The 20,446-nt window shown below is 72.9% G+C and carries 19 protein-coding genes and 1 pseudogene; 14 read left to right on the forward strand and 6 right to left on the reverse strand.

The genetic code is table 11. The features are described 5' to 3' along the window. Positions 1 to 19: 19 nt before the first annotated feature. From tal to ACZ4MF_RS11850, 6 genes are read left to right on the forward strand one after another with little or no spacing between them, the layout of a single operon-like run. Positions 20 to 1,165 carry a transaldolase gene (tal, locus tag ACZ4MF_RS11825; RefSeq protein ID WP_467491860.1) on the forward strand — a complete coding sequence of 382 codons (1,146 nt, stop codon included), beginning with the start codon at positions 20 to 22 and terminating at the stop codon, positions 1,163 to 1,165. Next, positions 1,162 to 2,793 (forward strand): glucose-6-phosphate dehydrogenase, encoded by a 1,632-nt coding sequence (zwf, locus tag ACZ4MF_RS11830; RefSeq protein ID WP_467491861.1) that lies wholly within the window; start codon positions 1,162 to 1,164, stop codon positions 2,791 to 2,793. Before tal ends, zwf begins: the two co-directional genes overlap by 4 nt. Beyond that, a complete protein-coding gene (gene opcA, locus ACZ4MF_RS11835; protein WP_467491862.1) occupies positions 2,790 to 3,716 on the forward strand; it encodes a glucose-6-phosphate dehydrogenase assembly protein OpcA in 927 nt (308 codons plus the stop codon). The genes zwf and opcA overlap by 4 nt, the downstream gene beginning before the upstream one ends. Position 3,717: 1 nt before the next feature. After that, on the forward strand, positions 3,718 to 5,385 hold the full coding sequence (gene pgi, locus ACZ4MF_RS11840; RefSeq protein ID WP_467491863.1) for a glucose-6-phosphate isomerase: 1,668 nt from the start codon (positions 3,718 to 3,720) through the stop codon (positions 5,383 to 5,385). Positions 5,386 to 5,387: 2 nt separating this feature from the next. Next, positions 5,388 to 6,266: a phosphogluconate dehydrogenase (NAD(+)-dependent, decarboxylating) gene (gene gnd, locus ACZ4MF_RS11845; RefSeq protein ID WP_467491864.1), complete on the forward strand. Its 879-nt coding sequence runs from the start codon at positions 5,388 to 5,390 to the stop codon at positions 6,264 to 6,266. 6 nt (positions 6,267 to 6,272) lie between these two features. Continuing rightward, positions 6,273 to 6,866, forward strand: coding sequence for a histidine phosphatase family protein (locus tag ACZ4MF_RS11850; RefSeq protein WP_467491865.1), 594 nt, complete (start codon positions 6,273 to 6,275; stop codon positions 6,864 to 6,866). Between the two features lie 31 nt (positions 6,867 to 6,897). On the opposite strand, the gene ACZ4MF_RS11855 is transcribed toward ACZ4MF_RS11850, so the two are convergent. The 3 genes from ACZ4MF_RS11855 to ACZ4MF_RS11865 form a co-directional block, all read right to left on the reverse strand. Beyond that, entirely contained in the window at positions 6,898 to 8,826 is a 1,929-nt protein-coding gene (locus ACZ4MF_RS11855) for an ArnT family glycosyltransferase (protein WP_467491866.1), read from the reverse strand. A 171-nt stretch (positions 8,827 to 8,997) separates the two neighbouring features. After that, positions 8,998 to 10,995 carry a TIM barrel protein gene (locus ACZ4MF_RS11860; protein ID WP_467491969.1) on the reverse strand — a complete coding sequence of 666 codons (1,998 nt, stop codon included), beginning with the start codon at positions 10,993 to 10,995 and terminating at the stop codon, positions 8,998 to 9,000. A gap of 80 nt (positions 10,996 to 11,075) precedes the next feature. Continuing rightward, positions 11,076 to 11,972 carry a shikimate dehydrogenase gene (locus ACZ4MF_RS11865; RefSeq protein ID WP_467491867.1) on the reverse strand — a complete coding sequence of 299 codons (897 nt, stop codon included), beginning with the start codon at positions 11,970 to 11,972 and terminating at the stop codon, positions 11,076 to 11,078. Positions 11,973 to 12,135: 163 nt separating this feature from the next. Here ACZ4MF_RS11865 and ACZ4MF_RS11870 point away from each other — a divergent pair, with 163 nt between their 5' ends. Together ACZ4MF_RS11870 and ACZ4MF_RS11875 are read left to right on the forward strand one after the other, a co-directional pair. Further along, positions 12,136 to 12,801 (forward strand): TetR family transcriptional regulator, encoded by a 666-nt coding sequence (locus tag ACZ4MF_RS11870; RefSeq protein WP_467491868.1) that lies wholly within the window; start codon positions 12,136 to 12,138, stop codon positions 12,799 to 12,801. 236 nt (positions 12,802 to 13,037) lie between these two features. After that, entirely contained in the window at positions 13,038 to 14,399 is a 1,362-nt protein-coding gene (locus tag ACZ4MF_RS11875; RefSeq protein WP_467491869.1) for an MFS transporter, read from the forward strand. Positions 14,400 to 14,455: 56 nt separating this feature from the next. On the opposite strand, the gene ACZ4MF_RS11880 is transcribed toward ACZ4MF_RS11875, so the two are convergent. Then, positions 14,456 to 14,797, reverse strand: coding sequence for a VOC family protein (locus tag ACZ4MF_RS11880; protein WP_467491870.1), 342 nt, complete (start codon positions 14,795 to 14,797; stop codon positions 14,456 to 14,458). A 180-nt stretch (positions 14,798 to 14,977) separates the two neighbouring features. Between ACZ4MF_RS11880 and ACZ4MF_RS11885 the strand changes: the two genes are divergently transcribed. From ACZ4MF_RS11885 to ACZ4MF_RS11895, 3 genes are all read left to right on the forward strand, one after another. Beyond that, positions 14,978 to 17,719 (forward strand): winged helix-turn-helix domain-containing protein, encoded by a 2,742-nt coding sequence (locus ACZ4MF_RS11885; RefSeq protein WP_467491970.1) that lies wholly within the window; start codon positions 14,978 to 14,980, stop codon positions 17,717 to 17,719. A 156-nt stretch (positions 17,720 to 17,875) separates the two neighbouring features. Beyond that, positions 17,876 to 18,073: a hypothetical protein gene (locus tag ACZ4MF_RS11890; protein ID WP_356025534.1), complete on the forward strand. Its 198-nt coding sequence runs from the start codon at positions 17,876 to 17,878 to the stop codon at positions 18,071 to 18,073. Between the two features lie 124 nt (positions 18,074 to 18,197). Beyond that, entirely contained in the window at positions 18,198 to 18,641 is a 444-nt protein-coding gene (locus ACZ4MF_RS11895) for an SHOCT domain-containing protein (protein WP_467491871.1), read from the forward strand. A 90-nt stretch (positions 18,642 to 18,731) separates the two neighbouring features. Here ACZ4MF_RS11895 and ACZ4MF_RS11900 read toward each other — a convergent pair whose 3' ends face one another. Together ACZ4MF_RS11900 and ACZ4MF_RS11905 are read right to left on the reverse strand one after the other, a co-directional pair. Beyond that, entirely contained in the window at positions 18,732 to 19,328 is a 597-nt protein-coding gene (locus ACZ4MF_RS11900; RefSeq protein WP_467491872.1) for a TetR/AcrR family transcriptional regulator, read from the reverse strand. Positions 19,329 to 19,374: 46 nt separating this feature from the next. After that, positions 19,375 to 19,839 (reverse strand): PPOX class F420-dependent oxidoreductase, encoded by a 465-nt coding sequence (locus ACZ4MF_RS11905; protein WP_467491873.1) that lies wholly within the window; start codon positions 19,837 to 19,839, stop codon positions 19,375 to 19,377. On the opposite strand from ACZ4MF_RS11905, the pseudogene ACZ4MF_RS11910 reads away from it, so the two are divergent. The 3 genes and pseudogenes from ACZ4MF_RS11910 to ACZ4MF_RS11920 form a co-directional block, all read left to right on the forward strand. After that, positions 19,838 to 19,960: pseudogene (locus ACZ4MF_RS11910) on the forward strand (TetR family transcriptional regulator); the annotation flags it as partial. The gene ACZ4MF_RS11905 and the pseudogene ACZ4MF_RS11910 sit on opposite strands and share 2 nt — an antisense overlap. After that, a complete protein-coding gene (locus ACZ4MF_RS11915; RefSeq protein WP_467491874.1) occupies positions 19,926 to 20,174 on the forward strand; it encodes a hypothetical protein in 249 nt (82 codons plus the stop codon). The pseudogene ACZ4MF_RS11910 and the gene ACZ4MF_RS11915, both read left to right, overlap by 35 nt. Continuing rightward, complete coding sequence (locus ACZ4MF_RS11920) at positions 20,171 to 20,401, forward strand: hypothetical protein (protein WP_467491875.1); 231 nt, start codon at positions 20,171 to 20,173, stop codon at positions 20,399 to 20,401. The genes ACZ4MF_RS11915 and ACZ4MF_RS11920 overlap by 4 nt, the downstream gene beginning before the upstream one ends. Positions 20,402 to 20,446: the final 45 nt, after the last annotated feature.

A 20,446-nucleotide genomic window follows, 5' to 3' on the forward strand; every position in this document is an offset into this window, starting at 1 on the left:
CAACCGGAAACCAAGAAAGATGACTGACGTGACCGAAGCAATCGCCACCGCCGCAGCCCTCAAGCGCCTCGCCGACGAGGGGGTCTCCGTCTGGCTGGACGACCTGTCGCGGGGGCGTATCGCCTCGGGCAACCTGGCGGAGCTGATCGAGAACAGGAACGTCGTCGGCGTCACCACCAACCCGTCGATCTTCCAGGCCGCCATCGGTTCCGGCGCGGGCTACGAGGAGCAGCTCACCGATCTCGCCGTGCGCGGGGTGACCGTGGACGAGGCGGTGCGGATGATGACGACCGCCGACGTGCGGGCCGCATCCGACATTCTGCATTCTGTATACACCGCCTCCGAGGGGCGCGACGGCCGCGTCTCCATCGAGGTCGACCCGCGCCTGGCCCACGCGACCGAGGCCACGATCGCCGAGGCCAAGCAGCTCGCCTGGCTGGTGGACCGCCCCAACGTGATGATCAAGATCCCGGCGACGAAGGCGGGCCTGCCGGCGATCACCGAGGTCGTCGGGCTCGGCATCAGCGTCAACGTGACCCTGATCTTCTCGCTGGAGCGCTACCGCGAGGTCATGGCTGCCTACCTGGCCGGCCTGGAGAAGGCCCGCGAGCGCGGCATCGACCTCGCCACGATCCACTCGGTGGCGTCCTTCTTCGTCTCCCGCGTGGACTCCGAGATCGACAAGCGGCTGACCGCCCTCGGCACCGACGAGGCCCTCGCCCTGAAGGGCCGCGCCGCCCTCGCCAACGCCCGGCTCGCCTACGAGGCCTACGAAGAGGTCTTCGGCTCCGAGCGCTGGCTGGCGCTCGCCGGGGAGAAGGCGAACAAGCAGCGTCCGCTGTGGGCGTCCACCGGTGTGAAGGACCCCGCGTACAAGGACACCCTGTACGTGGACGAGCTGGTCGCGCCGGGCACCGTCAACACGATGCCGGAGGCCACGCTGAACGCGGTCGCCGACCACGGCGAGATCACCGGCGACACGGTGACCGGCGGCTACGGCGCGGCCCGTGCCGACCTCGACGCGATCGAGAAGCTCGGCATCTCCTACGACGAGATCGTCCAGCAACTGGAGGACGAGGGCGTCGCCAAGTTCGAGGCTGCCTGGCAGGACCTGCTGGACGCCGTAGCGAAGTCCCTGGAGAGCAAGGGAGTTGACGCCCGATGACCGAGAACGCGCCCGCCGCCGCGGCACCTGCCGCTCCGGCACCCGCGAAGGCGCAGGCACCGGCGAAGTCGCCGGCGGAGGTGACCGTGCCGGCGGGTCCGGCCGCCGACTGGGAGAACCCGCTGCGGGACACCCGTGACCGGCGCCTGCCCCGGATCGCCGGTCCGTCCGGTCTGGTCATCTTCGGGGTGACCGGTGACCTGTCCCGCAAGAAGCTGATGCCGGCCGTGTACGACCTGGCCAACCGCGGTCTGCTGCCGCCGGGCTTCTCGCTGGTGGGCTTCGCCCGCCGGGAGTGGGAGGACCAGGACTTCGCGCAGGTCGTGCACGACTCCGTGCGTGAGCACTCCCGCACCCCGTTCCGCGAGGAGGTCTGGCAGCAGCTCGCCGAGGGCATGCGGTTCATCCCCGGCGACTTCGACGACGACACCGCTTTCAAGCAGCTCAAGGACGCCGTCGAGGAGCTGGACGCCTCCCGCGGCACCGGCGGCAACTTCGCCTTCTACCTCTCGGTGCCGCCGAAGTTCTTCCCGAAGGTCGTGCAGCAGCTGAAGAAGCACGGCCTGGCCTCCCCGTCCGAGGGTTCCTGGCGGCGCGCGGTCATCGAGAAGCCGTTCGGCCACGACCTCGACAGCGCCCGTGAGCTGAACGCGATCGTGCACGACGTGTTCGAGCCGGACCAGGTGTTCCGCATCGACCACTACCTGGGCAAGGAGACCGTCCAGAACATCCTGGCGCTGCGTTTCGCCAACCAGATGTACGAGCCGATCTGGAACCGGTCGTACGTCGACCACGTGCAGATCACCATGGCCGAGGACATCGGCATCGGCGGCCGGGCCGGCTACTACGACGGCATCGGCGCCGCCCGTGACGTCATCCAGAACCACCTGCTCCAGCTGATGGCGCTCACCGCCATGGAGGAGCCCATCGCGTTCGACGCGGAGGCACTGCTCACCGAGAAGCTGAAGGTGCTGAAGTCGGTGCGGCTGCCGGCGGAGCTCGGCGAGCACACCGTGCGCGGGCAGTACGCCGAGGGCTGGCAGGGCGGCGAGAAGGTCGTGGGCTACCTCCAGGAGGAGGGCATCGACCCGAAGTCCAAGACCGACACCTTCGCCGCGATCAAGCTGGGCATCGACAACCGCCGCTGGGCGGGCGTGCCGTTCTACCTGCGCACCGGCAAGCGCCTGGGCCGCCGGGTCACCGAGATCGCGGTGGTCTTCAAGCGGGCCCCGCACTCCCCCTTCGACTCCACGGCGACGGAGGAGCTGGGCCAGAACGCGATCGTCATCCGCGTCCAGCCCGACGAGGGCATGACCGTCCGCTTCGGCTCCAAGGTGCCGGGCACCTCGATGGAGATCCGGGACGTGTCGATGGACTTCGCCTACGGCGAGTCGTTCACCGAGTCGAGCCCGGAGGCGTACGAGCGGCTCATCCTGGACGTGCTGCTCGGCGACGCGAATTTGTTCCCCCGTCACCAGGAAGTGGAAGAGTCCTGGAAGATCCTCGACCCGATCGAGGAGTACTGGGCGGCGCACGGCCGTCCGGCGCAGTACGCGTCGGGCAGCTGGGGACCGACGGAAGCCGACGAGATGCTCGCACGAGACGGACGGAGCTGGCGCAGGCCATGAAGATCGACCTGACCGACACCACGGCAAGCAAGATCAACAAGGCGTTGGTGCAGGGCCGCCGCGCCATCGGCACCCCGGCCGTGGGCATGGTCCTGACGATGGTCATCGTCACGGACGAGGAGAACGCCTACGACTCGATCAAGGCCGCCGAGGAAGCCTCGCACGAGCACCCCTCGCGGACCCTGGTCGTCATCAAGCGGCACGCCCGCACCCTGCGCGACCGCACCCACTCCCGGCTCGACGCCGAGGTCAGGGTCGGCTCCGAGGCCGGTGCCGGCGAGACCGTCGTGCTGCGCACCTACGGCGAGGTGTCCGACCACGCCGACTCGGTCGTCCTGCCGCTGCTGCTGCCGGACGCCCCGGTGGTGGTGTGGTGGCCGGTGGAGGCCCCCGACACCCCGTCCAGGGACCCGCTCGGCGCGCTCGCCCAGCGCCGGATCACCGACCTGTACGCGGCGCTCAAGCCGATGGAGGTCCTTCAGACCCGGGCCCGCAACTACGCGCCCGGCGACACCGACCTCGCCTGGACCCGGCTGACGCTGTGGCGCTCGATGCTGGCCGCCGCCCTGGACCAGGCCCGCACCAAGATCACGTCGGCGGCCGTCGAGGCCGAGGCCGACAACCCCAGCGCCGAACTGCTCTCGCGCTGGCTGGAGGCCCGGCTGAAGGTGCGCGTGGACCGCGTGGTCACCGCCGGCCCGGTCGTCACCGCCGTACGCCTCGGCACCGCGAACGGCGAGATCGTCATCGACCGGCCCGAGGGCCCGCTCGCGACGCTGACCCTGCCGGGCCAGCCGCCGCGCACCCTCGCGCTCAAGGTCCGCTCCACCTCCGAACTCATCGCCGAGGAGCTGCGCCGCCTCGACGCCGACGAGATGTACGCCATCGCCCTGACGGGCGAGGCCGCCGAGGAGAACGCCTGACATGGCAGCGACCCAGCCTTCCGGGTTTCCCCAGCTCACCCGCCGGCCCGAGTGGACGGCGCTCGCCGACCACCGCGCCGAGGGCCGGCCGCACCTGCGCGAGCTGTTCGCGCGGGACCCCGGCCGCGCCGAGCGGTACGTCGTACGGGTCGGGGACCTGTACATCGACTACAGCAAGCACCTGATCACCGACGAGACCCTGGCCCTCCTGACGGAACTCGCCACCGCCACCGGCGTGTCCGGCCTGCGCGACGCCATGTTCCGCGGCGAGAAGATCAACGTCACCGAGGACCGGGCCGTGCTGCACACCGCGCTGCGCGCCCCGCGCGACACGGTGATCGAGGTCGACGGCGAGAACGTGGTGCCGAAGGTGCACGCCGTGCTCGACAAGATGGCCCGTTTCGCCGACCGCGTCCGCTCCGGCGAGTGGACCGGCCACACCGGCAAGCGGATCAGGAACGTCGTCAACATCGGCATCGGCGGCTCCGACCTCGGGCCCGCGATGGCGTACGAGGCCCTGCGCCCGTACACCGCACGGGAGTTGACGTTCCGCTTCGTGTCCAACGTGGACGGCGCCGACCTGCACGAGGCCACCCGTGACCTGGACCCGGCGGAGACCCTGTTCATCGTCGCGTCCAAGACGTTCACGACGATCGAGACGATCACCAACGCGACCTCCGCGCGGTCCTGGCTGCTGAAGGCCTTCGACGGCGACGACAAGGCGGTGGCCCGCCACTTCGTGGCCCTGTCCACGAACGCCGGGAAGGTCACCGAGTTCGGCATCGACCCGGACAACATGTTCGAGTTCTGGGACTGGGTCGGCGGCCGCTACTCGTACGACTCGGCGATCGGCCTGTCCCTGATGATCGCGATCGGCCCTGACCGCTTCCGCGAGATGCTCGACGGCTTCCACCTGGTCGACGAGCACTTCCGCACCGCCCCCGCCGAGGCCAACGCCCCGCTGCTGCTGGGCCTGCTGGGCATCTGGTACGGCGACTTCTTCGACGCCCAGTCGCACGCGGTGCTGCCGTACAGCCACTACCTGTCCAAGTTCACCGCCTACCTCCAGCAGCTGGACATGGAGTCCAACGGCAAGTCGGTGCAGCGCGACGGCAGGCCCGTCGAGTGGCAGACCGGTCCGGTCGTGTGGGGCACGCCCGGCACCAACGGGCAGCACGCCTACTACCAGTTGATCCACCAGGGCACCAAGCTGATCCCGGCGGACTTCATCGGCTTCGCCCGCCCGGCCGGCGAGCTGAGCGGTGAACTCAAGGCGCAGCACGACCTGTTGATGGCCAACTTCTTCGCCCAGACCCAGGCCCTCGCCTTCGGCAAGAGCGCCGAGGAGGTCCGCGCGGAGGGCGTGGCCGAGGAGCAGGTGGCGCACCGCACCTTCCTCGGCGACCACCCCACCACCACGATCCTGGCCGGCGAGCCGAGCCCGTCCGTGCTCGGCCAGCTCATCGCCCTCTACGAGCACAAGGTGTTCGTCCAGGGCGCGATCTGGAACATCGACTCCTTCGACCAGTGGGGCGTCGAACTCGGCAAGGTCCTCGCCAAGCGGGTCGAACCCGCCCTGACCGAGGGCGCGGACGTCCCCGGTCTCGACCCCTCCTCCCGGGCCCTCGTCGCCGCCTACCGCACTCTCAAGAACGCAACGGAGAACTGATCATGCAGCTCGGTCTCATCGGTCTCGGCAAGATGGGCGGCAACATGCGCGAGCGGATCCGCCGCGCCGGCCACACCGTCATCGGCTACGACCGCAACCCCGACGTCTCGGACGTCAAGTCCCTCGAAGAGCTGGTCGAGAAGCTCGACGCGCCCCGCCACATCTGGGTGATGGTCCCGGCCGGCACCGCCACCCAGACCGTCGTCGACGAACTCGGCGACCTGCTGGAGCCCGGCGACACGGTCATCGACGGCGGTAACTCCCGCTGGACCGACGACGAGAAGCACGCCGCCGCCCTCGCCATCAAGGGCATCGGCTTCGTCGACGCCGGTGTCTCCGGCGGCGTGTGGGGCCTGCAGAACGGCTACGCGCTCATGGTCGGCGGCGACAAGGAGCACGTCGAGCGGCTGCACCCGATCTTCGAGGCGCTCAAGCCGGAGGGCCCCTACGGCTACGTCCACGCGGGCCGGGTCGGCGCCGGGCACTTCTCCAAGATGGTCCACAACGGCATCGAGTACGCCATGATGCAGGCGTACGCCGAGGGCTGGGAGCTGCTGGAGAAGGTCCACTCCGTGGAGAACGTGCGCGAGGTGTTCCGCTCCTGGCAGGAGGGCACCGTCATTCGCTCCTGGCTCCTCGATCTCGCGGTCAACGCCCTGGACGAGGACGAGCACCTGGAGAAGCTGCGCGGCTACGCGGAGGACTCGGGCGAGGGCCGCTGGACGGTCGAGGCGGCCATCGACAACGCCGTACCGCTGCCCGCGATCACCGCGTCGCTGTTCGCCCGGTTCGCCTCGCGCCAGGACGACTCCCCGCAGATGAAGATGATCGCCGCGCTGCGCAACCAGTTCGGCGGCCACGCGGTCGAGAAGAAGGACTGAACCACCGTGGGCGACCTTCTGCTGGTCCGCCACGGTGAGACGGAGTGGAGCCTGTCGGGACAGCACACCAGCTGGACCGATCTGCCCCTGACCGAGCACGGCGAGGAACAGGCCAAGTCCCTCGCCCCGCTCCTCACCGGGCGGACGTACGCCCTCGCGCTGGCCAGCCCGCTGGACCGCGCGATACGCACCGCCGAACTGGCGGGCCTGAGCGGACTCGTGGCCGACCCCGACCTGCACGAGTGGGACTACGGCGGCTACGAGGGCATCACCACGGTCGACATCCACGGCACCCGCCCCGACTGGGACCTGTGGACCGACGGTGTGCCGCCGGGCCCCGAGGGCCACCCGGGCGAGTCGCCGGCCCAGATCGGCGCCCGCGCCGACCGGGTGCTGGCCCGGGTCGACACGGCGCTCGCCGAGGGCGCCGGGGACGTGGTCCTCGTCGCCCACGCCCACTTCCTGCGGGTGCTCACCGCCCGCCGGCTGGGGCTCGCGCCCGCCGAGGGCCGGCTGTTCCAGCTGGCCACCGGCACGGTCAGCCGGCTCTCCACCGAGCACGGCCGGCCCGTGATCGCCGAGTGGAACAGGCGGGCGTGAGCGCCGTCAGCCCTACGCCCGTCGGCCCGGTTCACCCCCTGCGGTGGGCCGGGCCGCAGTCGTACAGCTGGTGCGCGCGGTCGCGCGAGCCGTCGTACGCGGCCGCCGGGACGAGCGCGCAGTGGTCGCTCGTCCAGCGCACCAGCCCGCCGACGAGCGTGTGCTCCCCGCGCCGGTGCGCGGCCCGCACGTCGGTCCGCTTCAGGACGACGTAGCGCAGCCGGCCGGAGTCGAGCAGCCGGTGGAAGCGGGCGGACGAGGGGTAGGGGACCCGCCCGGTGAAGCCGCCCATGGGCATGACGTCCGCGTTCGCCGAGATGACGTACGGCGCGGCGGACCACCAGCCGGGGACGGCGGCCAGGTACTCGGCGCCGTGCCGGTGGGCGGTGAGATAGCCGAGCAAGTGCTGCTGGGCGGGGTTCAGTTGGGCGAGCGGGTTGCCCGAGCGGTGGCTGGTGGGCCCGACCCGGGCCAGCGAGCCGGGCTGGTTGTAGCGCAGCGACAGCGCCGACGCCGACCAGGCGGCGGGCACGAGCAGGGCCGCGGCCAGACCCACGGCCAGACCGGCCCTGGCCGCGCGCGGGCGGCGCCGGAGCGCGGTCAGGGCCAGGGCGAGCACGGCGAGGGCGCCGGCGGCCGGCGCCGACCAGGGCAGGAACCGCGGGGACCACAGGGTCAGCGTCACGCACCAGGCGGCGTTCGCGGCGAGCGCCGCCGGCAGCACCCAGCCCCGCGGGCCGCCCCCGAGCCCGGCCCGCCAGGCCCGTACGACACCGGCGCCGGCGAACGCGGCGAGCGCGACCGCGACCACGCCCATGTAGTAGGTGTGCCCGGTCACGCTGCCGAAGCTGAAGACGAAGAAGAACGTCGCCAGCCACACGCCCCACAGCACCTGGCCCGCGAGCGCCCGGTCCGTGCGGGCCGGGCGCCGCCGCCACAGCGCCACGGCGCCGCCGACGAGCCCGAGCGCGGCCAGCGGGTAGAGCCACCCGGTCTGCGTGGCGAGCCCGGGGCTGAACATCTTCCAGACGCTGTCGCCCATGCCGGGGCCCGAACCGGCCGCCCGCAGGCTCTCGTTGGGCGCGACGCTGCCGGTGCCCGCCGCGTCGACACCGACCGTGTGGAAGCGGGTGAGGAAGTTGTAGCCGACGACCAGGCCGAACGCCGAGTTGTCGGTGGTGCCGTCGAGATACGGGCGGGCGGAGCCCGGGGTGAGGGTGGCCGCGACCATCCACGACACCGAGACCGCGAACATGACCGCGGCGGCGAGCGCGAGGTCCCGCAGCCGGCGGCGCAGGCTCGGCGGGGCGGCGACCAGGTAGGTGGCGGCGAGCGCGGGCAGCACCGCCCAGGCCTCCAGCATCTTGCACTGGAAGGCGACGCCCACCCAGAAGCCGGCGAGCAGCAGCGGGACCAGCCGGCCCCGCTCGGTCGCCCGCTGCACGGCCTCGGCGGCCAGCAGGAGCAGCAGGACGAACGGGGCGTCCTCGGTGACGGACCGGCCGAGGCCGACGGTCACCGGGGTGAGGGCCAGGAAGGCGGCCGCCAGCAGCCCGGCCGACACGCCCGCCCAGCGCCGGACCACCACATGGAGCAGGACCACCGAGGCCACGATCTCCAGGGCCTGCGGCAGCACCAGCGCCCACGGGTGGAAGCCGAACACCAGCGCCGACAGGGCCTGCGGCCACAGGAAGCCGGGCAGCTTGTCGATGGTGAGGGTGTTGCGCGGGTCGAAGGAGCCGAAGAAGAACGCGACCGGGTTGTCCGTCATGCTGCGCACGGCGGCGGCGTAGAAGCCGTGGAACGAACTGTGGTCGAGGCCCCACAGGCACAGCAGTGCGGCGAGCGCGGCTATGGCCACCAGCACCGGGCGTTCGTACCGCTGGGTGTGCGGGCGGGGCGCGGCCGCGGGCGGCGGCCCGCCGTCCCGGACGACCGACTCGGTAGGGGTGCTCAGCATGAACGGCCTTTCAGGCTCCCGGAAAGCGTGGTGATCCGGGCGCAGCGCGCATACCGGATCTTGCGGAGTATCCGCCTCCGGAGATGTACGGACCCTGAACCGGAGCTGAACCCGGCGGAGGTCTCACCGCCCTCTCACCCCTGCGGGGGATCCGGTAAGAGGCCGGTCAGTTCATCGCAAGAGCCGTCCCGTGTGCTGGGCCGCGAGCCGCACCGGCGCGTTGGCGGCACCGTACCCCTGGTGGCCGGGATCGCGCTGGACGAGTTCGAAGAAGACCCGGCCGACCGTCTCGGTGTAGCAGTGCCTGAAGGCGCCGCCCGCGTCGCGGTCGTAGAGGATGCCGAGCTCGCGGTATGTCGCCAACTCCTCCTCGGCGAGGGCGAATCGGGCGGCGAGGTCGTCGTAGTAGTTGTCCGGGACCGGTAGCAGCCGGCCACCGGCCGCGCGCAGGGCGCGGGCCGCGGCCACCACGTCGTCGGTGGCCAGCGCGATGTGCGCGGCGTGCACCGTCTCGTCGGCGGGCGCCGCGCCGACGGTGAGCGCGATACGGACACTGCCGTCGGCGTTCGCGACGGCCCTGCTGCGGCGCAGCCCGTAGGGGTCGGCGAGGTCGATGCTCTCCCGGGCGTCCAGCCCGAGGACGCCGCGGTGGAAGAGCGTCGCCGCGTCGTACCGGTGCCAGGGCTGGGTGAGGGCGAGGTGGTCGATGCGGGTGGCGCCGGCGGGCTCGGGAACGTCCGGCAGGTCGGCGAAGTCGCCTCGCCGGTCGGGGAGTCGGGAGGCGTCCGAAGCCCCGGTGCCGAGGAGGAACAGCTCCGTCCCGTCGGGCGCGGCGACCGCGTCCAGCGGGGCGTCCTCGGGGGCGCGGCGACGGGGCAGGACGGGGGCGTGCAGGGCCTCGGCACGGCGGGCGGCACCGGCGGGGTCGGAAACGCCCGGCGGGTCGGCGAAGTCGCGTCGCCAGTCGGGGAGTCGGCAGGCGTCCGAAGCCCCGGTGGCGAGGAGGAACAGCTCCGTCCCGTCGGGCGCGGCGACCGCGTCCAGCGAGGCGTCCTCGGGGGCGCGGCGACGGGGCAGGACGGGGGCGTGCAGGGCCTCGGCACGGCGGGCGGCACCGGCGGGGTCGGGGGACGTGAGCCCGATCGCGGCGAGCCGGGTGCCGTCGCGGCGGTCGCGGGCGCCGGTGTTGACGAGGATCCGGGCCGTACCGCGCTCCCACAGGTCGACGGGTTTGCCGCGGTGCCGGGCGGTGCGGGCGAAGCCGAGGGCGGCCAGCAGGGCGGTGACCGGTTCGGCGTCCGCGGTGAGGAGTTCGGCGAAGGCGATCCCCGTGGGGACGACCGGCGGCGGCAACTCGGCGGCGCCGACCGCTTCCTGGAGCAGCAGCAGGGACCGGTGGGCGTCCACGGCGGTGGCACCGGCATCGGCCTGCCGGTGGACGTCGTTGAACACCTCCAGCGACAACGGCCCCCGGTAGCCGGCGTCGAGGACGTGCCGCAGCAGCCCGGCGACGTCGAATCCGCCCTGGCCGGGGAAGCAGCGGTGATGGCGGCTCCACTGGAGGACGTCCATCGCCGGCAGCGGTGCGTCGGCGAGCTGGAGGAAGAAGATCCGGTCGCCGGGTATGCCCGCGATGCCCCGTGGGTCCGAGCCGCGGGAGAGGATGTGGAAGCTGTCCAGGCAGGTGCCGAGCGCCGGGTGCCCGGCCGCCTCGACGATGCGCCACGCGTGGTCGTACGTGTTCACATGGCGCCCCCAGGCCAGCGCCTCGTACGCCACCCGGATCCCGAACTCCTGGGCCAGCTCGGCGAGTCGGGCCAGCTGCCCGGCGGCGAGGGCGTCGTCGTCCACGGCGAGGGGGGAGACGCTGGAGCACACGAGCACGGTGTCGGCACCGAGCCGCCGCATCAACTCGAACTTGTGCCGGGCGCGGCGCAGATTGGCGTCGAAGACCTCTTCCGGAACGGCCTCGATGTCCCGCATCGGCTGGTACAGGTCGATCCGCAGCCCGAGATCGGCGCACCGGGCGCGGATCTCCTCGGGCGGGAGCGGGCTGGCGAGCAGGTCGTTCTCGAAGATCTCCACTCCGTCGAACCCGGCCCGCGCGGCGGCGGTGAGCTTCTCGGTGAGGGAGCCGCTGAGGGAGACGGTGGCGATGGAGGTGCGCAGCGCCCCGTAAGGGGCGCGGGCCGTGCCGACACGCGGCTCCGCCGCGTGGGCGCGGTCAACCGCGACGAAGCCTGCCCCGGTCATCCGGCCAGACTCCCCGAACGCTCAACCCCCACCAACTGCGCGAAGTCACTCAGCATCCGCCCGCTGTCCGGCTCCACCCCCGTGAACAGCCGAAACGCGTCCGCGGCCTGGAACACGGCCATCCCGCCCCCGGACAGCACGGCACAGCCACGCTCCCGCGCGACCCGCACCAACTCGGTCTCCAGCGGCCGGTACACCACCTCGGCCACCCACAGCCCGGGCCGCAGCAGCTCGGCGGACAGCGGCAGTCCGGGGTGCGCGGCCATACCCGTAGGGGTCGCGTGGACGAGTCCCCCCGCGCCGTCGGCCTCCGCCAGCAGCGCCGGCAGCCGATCGGGCGCCGCCGCCTGCGCGCGGCCGGGGCCGAAGTACCGTACGAGCGACTCGGCGAGCCCGGCCGCGCGGTCGGGCAGTGCGTCGACGACCGTCACCCGCCCCGCGCCGAGGGCCAGCACGGCGTGCGCCACCGCCGCGCCCGCGCCGCCCGCGCCGAGCTGGACGACCCGCTCCAGCGGGGCGCCGGGCAGGCCGCGCGCGAAGGACGCGGCGAAGCCGGTGACGTCGGTGTTGTGACCGACGGCCCGGCCGCCGTCGCCGAAGACGACGGTGTTGACCGCGCCGAGCGCCTCGGCGCGAGGTTCGAGCGCGTCCAGGTGGTCGAGGACGAGCTGCTTGCAGGGGTGGGTGACGTTGAGCCCGTCGAAGCCGAGGTCGCGGGCGGCCCGGACCAGGCCGCCGACCGCCTCCGGGGCCGTGCCGAGGACGTCGAGGTCGAGGAGCCGGTACAGGTAGCGCAGGCCCTGCCGGTCCGCCTCCCGCTGGTGCAGGGCGGGGCTGAGCGAGGGGCCTATGCCGGCCCCGACCAGCCCGACGAGATACGAGTCCTTGGCCACGTGGACCTCCCGAGGCGTCGCTAATGTACGAACCAGTACGTTAGCTATATCAGCGGCGGGAGTCCCGGGGAAGCCCCCGGCGGCATCCTGGGCCCTGCTTCTACAATCACCGGCACCACCGACGAGTGCTCCGCCCAGGTGTCCCCGGCCCCGAAGGAACCCGATGACCAGCGTCGAAGAACCCCTGCATCCCGGCGGGAAGGTGCGCGACGCCGCCCGCACCCGGGCCGAGATCCTCGACGTGGCCACGCAGGAGTTCGCGCGGGCCGGTTACGACGGCGCCCGGGTCGACGAGATAGCAGCCCGCACCCGCACCACCAAGCGGATGATCTACTACTACTTCGGCGGCAAGGAACAGCTGTTCACGGCGGTGCTGGAGCGGGCCTACGGCGTGATCCGGGAGGCCGAGCAGCGCCTGGACGTCGACCACCTGGACCCGGTCGCGGCGATCAGGCGCCTCGCCGAGCTGACCCTCGACCACCACGAGCGGCACCCGGACTTCATCCGCCTGGTCAGCATCGAGAACATCCACGGCGCCGAGCACATCGCGGCCTCCGAGAAACTCGGCCGGATCGGCTCCCCGGCGGTGGACGTGATCCGCCGGATCCTCACCGCCGGACAGGAGTCCGGGCTGTTCACGGCCGACGTGGACGCGATCGACCTGCACGCGATGATCAGCTCGTTCTGCTTCTTCCGGGTCGCCAACCGGCATACGTTCGGCGCCCTGTTCGGCCGCGACCTGACGGACCCCGGCCGGCGCGAGCACTACCGGACCATGCTCGGCGACATGGTGATCGCGTACCTGACGGCGGAACGGGCGGACGACTGACCTCCGCACACGTCCGCGCGGCCTCCGCGCGACGTCACCGCGACGTCACCGCGACGTCGGCACGCAAAGGCCCTTGCACGGTCTCTTGACACAGGGGAAACAGCGGCGCAACATCCCACCCACCACGACTAACTATCCAGTGGGTTAATTAGCCGCCGCGATCCGGCCCCGCCCGCTCCCCCTCGCCGCTCACTCCCCTCTTCCGCAGGGTGACGTTCCCCCGAAGGAGCACCGCCGTGTCCGAGTCCGTCCCCGCGCCCGCCCCCGACGCCCCTGCCGGCCAGCCCTGGAAGGCGGCGACGGCCGCCTGGATCGGCAGCGCGCTGGAGTACTACGACTTCTTCGTCTACGGAAGCGCCGCCGCCCTGATCTTCCCGAAGGTGTTCTTCGACGCCACCGATCCGGCCACGGCGACCCTGCTCTCGCTCGCCACCTTCGGCGTCGCCTATGCCGCCCGGCCGCTCGGCGCGCTGGTCCTCGGGCACGTCGGCGACCGGCTCGGCCGCAAGAAGATCATGGTGTTCACGCTGGTCCTGATGGGTCTGTCGACGTTCCTCATCGGCTGTCTGCCCACCCGCGCCCAGGCCGGCTCCCTCGCTCCCGTGCTGCTCGTGCTCTGCCGTGTCCTCCAGGGCATATCGGCGGCCGGCGAGCAGGCGAGTGCCAGTTCCATGAGCCTGGAGCACGCGCCGGTGCACCGGCGCGGGTTCTTCACCAGCTTCACGCTCAGCGGCACCCAGGGCGGCCAGCTCATCGCCACCCTCGTCTTCATCCCGGTGGCCCGGCTCCCCGAGGACCAGTTGCTCTCCTGGGGCTGGCGGGTGCCGTTCTGGCTGAGCGTGGCGGTCGCCGTCGCCGGCTACGTCATCCGGCGCCGGCTGCGCGAGACGCCCGCCTTCACCCGGCAGGCCGCCACCGAGGGCGTGGTGAAGCTGCCGCTCGCGGTGCTGCTGCGCGAGCACTGGGCGGACGTGCTGCGCGTGATCGCGGGCGCGCTCATCGCCTCCGTCAGCACGATCTTCACGGTGTGGGCGCTGGCCTACGCCACCAGCGACGCGGTCGGCATGTCCCGTACCTCGATGCTGTGGGTGGGCGCCCTCGCCAACCTGGTCGCGCTCGGCGCGATCCCGCTGTGGGCGACCCTGTCGGACCGGATCGGACGCCGGCCGGTGTTCCTGATCGGCGCGGCCGGCAGCGCGGTGGCGACGGCCGGCTACCTGTGGGCGATCTCCACCGGCTCCTACCCGCTGACCCTGGCCCTCGGCATCGTCTCCTTCGGCGTGCTCTACAGTGCGGCGAACGGCGTGTGGCCCGCCTTCTACGGCGAGATGTTCGCGACCCGGGTCCGGTTGTCCGGCGTGGCGATCGGCACCCAGATCGGCTTCGCGGTGGCCGGGTTCGCGGTCACCTTCGCCGCCGAGATCGCCGGGCCGGACGGCGCCGACTGGGGGGCGGTGGCGCTGTTCACGGCCGCGCTGTGCGTACCGCCGGTCGTCGCCGCGCTCTGCGCCCGTGAGACGCACACCGTCCCGACGGAACTGCTCGGCGAGCGGGACGGCGGGCGGCGGACGGCGCAGGCGGAGCGGATCACGGCCTGAGCGGACCAGGCGTGAACGGACCAGGCGTGAGCGGGGCGAGCTCGGACCGGGGGCTCCTAGGGACGCGGGTGACGTGGCTCGTACAGGGCGATCTCGCCGCCGCCCGGCAGGCGGACCGCGGTCACCCGGCCCCACCGGGCCTCCTCCACCGGGCGGCTGAACTCCGCTCCCCGCTCGGCGAGTTGACGCCGGGTCTCGTCCAGGTCGTCGCACGTCAGCATCAACTCGTGCGCGGGTGTGCCGTCGGTGGGGTGGCAGGCCACCTCGGTGGGCGGCGCCTTGAAGATGAGCCATCCGCTGCCCGCGTCGACGTAGTTCCAGCAGAGGGTCCCCCGCAGAAAGGCCCGGTCGGCCTCCGGGTCCCGGCTGTAGAGCACCACATGTGCACCGTTGATCACGCGGGGGAGGCTAGTGCGGCGGAGGGGCCCGGACAAGCACCGGGCCCGGCGGGGGCCGGGCATGTCCGGCCCCCGCCCTCGGGACCATCGGCCCCTGTCGCGCGTGACCGCGCCGGGACACCCTGGAGGGCGGGAGAGAACGCCGTCGGCACCTGAGGATCACGAGCGGTGGTGGGCACCATGGCCACTCCGGGCAGGGACGGACCGGCCCCGACGACATGGTGTGCCGATCCCCGCGGGGAGCCGTTCCTGCGCACCCGCTTCGCCGTACCGAGCCGGCCCACGACGTTCCTGCGGCGCGACCGGCTGACCGCCCACCTCGACGAAGCCCGGCTGACCCCCTTGACCGTGGTCGACGGAGCCGCCGGAGCGGGCAAGACACTGCTGGCCGCCGACTGGGCCTGCGCACAGGACGCACCCGTCGCCTGGCTCACCGCGCGGGTGGCGGACAAGGGGTGCGGCACGTTCTGGGCGTACCTCCTCCAGTCCCTGCGGCTGGCCGGCGTGGGGCCGGACTCCGGTGTCGACTCCGGAATCGGCCTGCCCACCGAACCCGGCCACGTGCACGACGCGCTGCTCACACGGCTCGCCGACGCACTGAACGCCCGCAGGACACCGGTGATCGTGGTCATCGACGAGTTCGACCGGGCGGCCGACCCCGAGATAGCGGACCAGCTGGAACTCGTCCTCCAGCAGGCGGGGCGCGGCCTGCGCCTGGTGCTCGTCACCCGCGCCGAACCGCTGCTCCCGCTGCACCGCTACCGGGCGGCCGGCACCGTCACGGAGATCAGGAACGCCGAACTGGCCTTCACCCCCGGCGAAGCGGCGGATCTCCTGGCGCTGCACGGGCTGCGCCTGCCGGCCGACGGCGTGGATGCGCTGGTGGAGCGTACCCGGGGCTGGGCGGCCGGACTGCGGCTGTGCGCCCTGGCCGCACGGACGGAGCCCGATCCGGGAGCGTATCTGAAGGAGTTCGAGGCCGACCGCAGCACGATCGCCGACTTCCTGCTGGCCGAGGTCCTCAAGCGGCAGACAGCACAGACGCAGGATCTGCTGCTGCGGATCAGCATCCTCGAACGCTGCTGTCCCGAACTCGCCGACGCCCTCACCGGGCGCACCGACGCCGCGCGCATCCTGACCGGCCTGCACCGCGAGAACGCGTTCGTCGAGTACCTCGGGCACGCCTGGTTCCGTCTCCATCCGCTGTTCGGGGAGATCCTCCGGGCCCACCTCCGGGTGCGCTGCCCGGGCCTGGAGACCGAACTCCACCGCCGGGCGGCGCGCTGGCTGCGGCGCTCGGGCTCCCTCGGCGAGACACTCGGCCACGCGGCCGCGGCCCGCGACTGGGAGACCGCCGCCGGTGCCCTCGTCGGCGATCTCGCCATCGGGGAGATCTTCACCGGCCTGCACGTCGACGACCTGTCCGAGCTGTTCTCCCGCATGGGCCCGCGGCCCGCCGGTCCCGCCACCGACCTCGTCCGCGCGGCCCTGGAACTGTCCCGTGGCGAGGTCGAGCACGGCCTCGCCCCGCTGCGCCGGGCGGCACAGGCCCTGGCATCGCGCGACGGGGACACAGCGGCCGACGACAGCGACCCGTCCGGCGACGACGGCGACGCGGTGGCCGGCCTGGCCGCGGCCCGGCTGAGCTGCGCCTTCCTGGAGACCGTGGCCGCGCGCCAGGCCGGTGCGCCGGGACGGGCGGAAGCGGCGGCACAGGCCGCCGAGGAGCTGCGGGGCGACGTCCCCGGCGGGCTCCTGGAAGCGCACCCCGAGCTGTTCGCGCTCCTGCGCACCCACCTCGGTTCGGCACGGCTGTGGGCCGGCCGGGTCCGGGACGCGCGAGCGGCCCTGACCGCGGTGGCCGACTCCTGCCGGACGGCGGCGACGGCACCGGCGCGCCAGGAGTGCCTGGGCCACCTGGCACTGATCGACTATCTGAAGGGCCGGCCGGGCAGTGCCGAGCGCACGGCACTGGCCACGCTCACCGCGGCGGACCGCCGCGACCCGCCCCCCGCTCCCCGGCCGGGGCCGGGGCCGGCCATGCTGGTCCTGGCAGCGGTGGCCGTCGACCGCGACGAACTGGACCGGGCCCAGGCACTCCTGGACACCGCGGCGCGGGCACACCGCCTGCCCGCGGACCCGGTGATGTCGGCGGCAGAGTCCATCGTCGCCGGGCGGCTGTTCCTGGCCCGCGGCGACCCGCAGGCCGCACTGGAGGCGGCGGACCGGGCCGTCGCCGCCGATGTGCCGTCTCCCTGGGCCGAGGCGCACGCGGCGTCCGTGGCCGCCGCCGCCCACCTCGCCGAGGGCCGGCCGGAGCTGGCCGCCAAGCTGCTCGCGGACGAGCCCGGTGGCGAACCGGTGTGCCTCGTGGGAGCCGCGCAGGCGGAGCTGGCCGCGGGCAGACCCGAGGCCGCGGCCGAACTGCTCCACCGGGTGCGGCCACAGGACCGGGCCGGCCCCGCCGTCACGGTACGAGCCGCACTGGTCGGGGCCCAGCTGGCGGGCGCGGCCGGGGACGTGGACCGCCGGCGGGAACTCGTCGCCCAGGCGCTGCGGGAGGCCCGGCGCGAGCGGCTGCGCCGCCCCTTCGCCGACGCCGGACCGTGGCTGCGCCCGCTGCTGGGCACCGTGCCCCTGCGCCCCCTGGCCGAGGGCTGGCTCCTCCCCCGCCCGCCGGCCCCCGGCGGCCCCCGGCGGGCCGGGGAGCGGCCGCCGCTGCCGGTGGTGGAAGAGCTGAGCGGACGCGAACGAGACGTGCTGCGCCGGCTGGCGCAGCTGATGTCGACGCAGGAGATCGCCGCCGATCTGTACGTGTCGGTCAACACGGTCAAGACCCACCTCAAGAGCGCCTACCGCAAGCTGGGCGTGAACCGGCGTCACGACGCCGTGCGCCGGGCGCGTGACCTGGACCTCCTGTGACGGGAACGCTCCGGGGCGGACGCGGCGGTGCTGTCACCTCCCACAGGTCACCGCCCGCGGGTCACCTCTCTCGGGTGAAGCAGCGCGGTGGGCGCCCGGCGGAGGATCGAACCGACAGGAACGGGCACGCCGTGGGAAACGTGGGGAAGACAGCTCATGCGCTACGAGATTCGCGTCGACGGACGGATGACCGAGACGCTGGTCAAGGCGTTCCCCGAGTTGGACCACGTCCTGATGGCCGGTCAGACCATCCTCTTCGGAGCGGTCGTCGACGAGGCACATCTGTACGGCCTGCTGGCCCGCTGCCAGTCCCTGGGGCTGAGGGTGCTGGAGCTGCGCCAGACGCCGTCGTGATCCCACCGCCGCGGCCCCGGTACGGGTCACCCGCCAGGGGTGAGGTGGCCGCGCACCCGCCCCGCGCACGCTGGAAAGCGTACGGAACGACGACCGGGTGCAGTCCCGGAACGGAGGAGGAGCCATGAGCGCGCAGACCTACCTCGCGTATGACTATCCGGCGCTGAGTGTGTTCTGGTCCATGCTGGTGTTCTTCCTGTGGATCATGTGGTTCGTCCTGCTGTTCCGGATCATCGTCGACATCTTCCGGGACGACGACCTCGGCGGCTGGGCCAAGGCCGGCTGGCTCGTGTTCGTCATCGTCCTGCCCTTCCTCGGCGTCTTCGTCTACCTGATCGCCCGCGGCAGGAACATGGGCCGCCGCGAGGCCGAACAGGTCCGTGCGCAGCAGCAGGCCGTCGACACCTACATCCGCGAGACCGCCCACGCGGGCACACCCCCGACCAGCGCCGACGAACTCGAGAAGCTGTCCGGGCTGCGCTCGCGCGGCGACATCACCGACGACGAGTTCCGGCGGGCGAAGGAACTGGTCCTCACCGGTGGCGGGCCGGCCCACCCCACACCATGACGTTCCCGCCGCACCGGAGCACCGAGCACGTCGCACAGCACCGGACGGGCGCGTCCGAGCTGTTCGACTGACGTCAGCGGCTCGCCCTGGTCAGGGCGCCGGGGCCACCGCCGCGTCGAGCAGCGGACCCAGTTCCCGTACGGCCGTGGTCAGCGGGCGTACGTCCTGGTCGGCGCGGGCCAGCAGGATCGCGCCCTCCAGGGTGCTGATCATCAGCGTGGCGAGGGATGCGGCGCGGGCCGCGGGGACGCCCATGCCGGCCAGGGCCTCGGCGAGCGGGGTCCGCCAGGTCGTGAAGGCGGCGGCCGCGGCCTCACGGGCCGATCCGCCGGCGGCGGCGCACTCGGCGGTGGCCGCGGCGACCGGGCAGCCCGCGGCGAAGCCCTCGGCCGCGTACTCGTCGCTCCACTGCGCGACCATCGCCGCGAACAGGGCGCTCGGGCTCGGCTCGTCCAGGCTCGCGACGAAGCGTCCGATCCGCCGGCCCGCGTACCGTCCGGCCCAGCCGATCGCCTCGTTGACCAGCTGTTCCTTGCCGCCCGGGAAGTAGTGCTGCAGGGACCCGCGCGGTGCCCCGGCATGGACGGCGACCTCACGCATACCGGTCGCGGTCACGCCGTGCCGCCGGATGAGCTGGGCCGCGCTGATGACCATCCGCTCCCGCGGCCCCGGCCGTTCCTCACTCATCGCCGACCTCCGTTCCGTGACACCCCCACCGCCTACCGCCTACCGCCTACCGCCTATGGTCGCCCCCGCTCACCCCTTCTCCCGGGATCCCGTACGCCCGCTCCACCCGCAGCCGTACGACCAGGCGCCGGTCGCGGACCATCGCCGCCCGGTAGTCGTCCCAGTCGGGGTGTTCGCCGAGGACGTCGCGGTAGAGGCGGACCAGCTCCTCGACCGTGTCGTCGTGCGGATCCCGGGCGACCGGGGTCAGTTCGGCGGTGCCCTCGGCGACGGTGTACGCCCAGCGGTCGGCGCTGGTGACGTGGTACGAGGCGCGGGGGTCGCGGCGCAGGTTGCGGGTCTTGGCGCGGTCGTCGGTGACGGAGATCCGGATGAGCCGCTCCTCGGGGTAGTAGGCGTGGCTGACGTTGGACAGCTGGGGCCGGCCGTCCTGTTTGAGGGTGACCAGGGTGCCGCCGTGATCTGCGGAGAGCAGGGCGAGCAGGGCGTCCTGCGTGGTGTCGTGAGTCATATCACGGTCAACTCGGCGGTGCGGGCCCCACATTCCCATAGCCGGGCCTGCGGCACTCACCCTGCGGGAGATCGCACGGCGCGCCGGTGTCTCGCACGGGGCGCCGCGCCGCCGCTTCCCCAGACGTCGCGAGCCCGGCGGACGGCGGGGCCCTGTGGGCGAACCCGCACGGGATCGCCCAGCTGTGGCGCCGGCGCGGTCTTCAACTCGCCCTGGACGGAGAGGACGTCGAACTGTTGCTCGATTCGGCGCTGCTCGCGCTCGGGACCCTCGTGCTGACCCAGGCCGCGTCCGCGGCGGTGTCCGGCCGGGTTGCAGTGGCGAACGCGATGTGAGGCGAGCGCGCCCGCAGACCGCGCTGAACGCCGGCCCCGCCGTGGGCGTGGCCGCGGAGAGCGCGCTGCTGGGCGCCGGGACCGGGCCGGCGCTGCTCGTCCTCGCGGCCGGCGCCGCGCTCGGTGTGCTGCCGGCCTGCGCGCTGTCCGGGGTGGCGCGCGGCGTCGTGTCGGTCACACCCACCGTCGAAGATCACCTCCGGCACACCGTTTCTACGCGACGATGAGCACCGGACGCGGACCCGGCCGGGCGGCCGGGAGACGTTGCGTAC

The organism is Streptomyces sp. NPDC025793 (genome assembly GCF_055558375.1).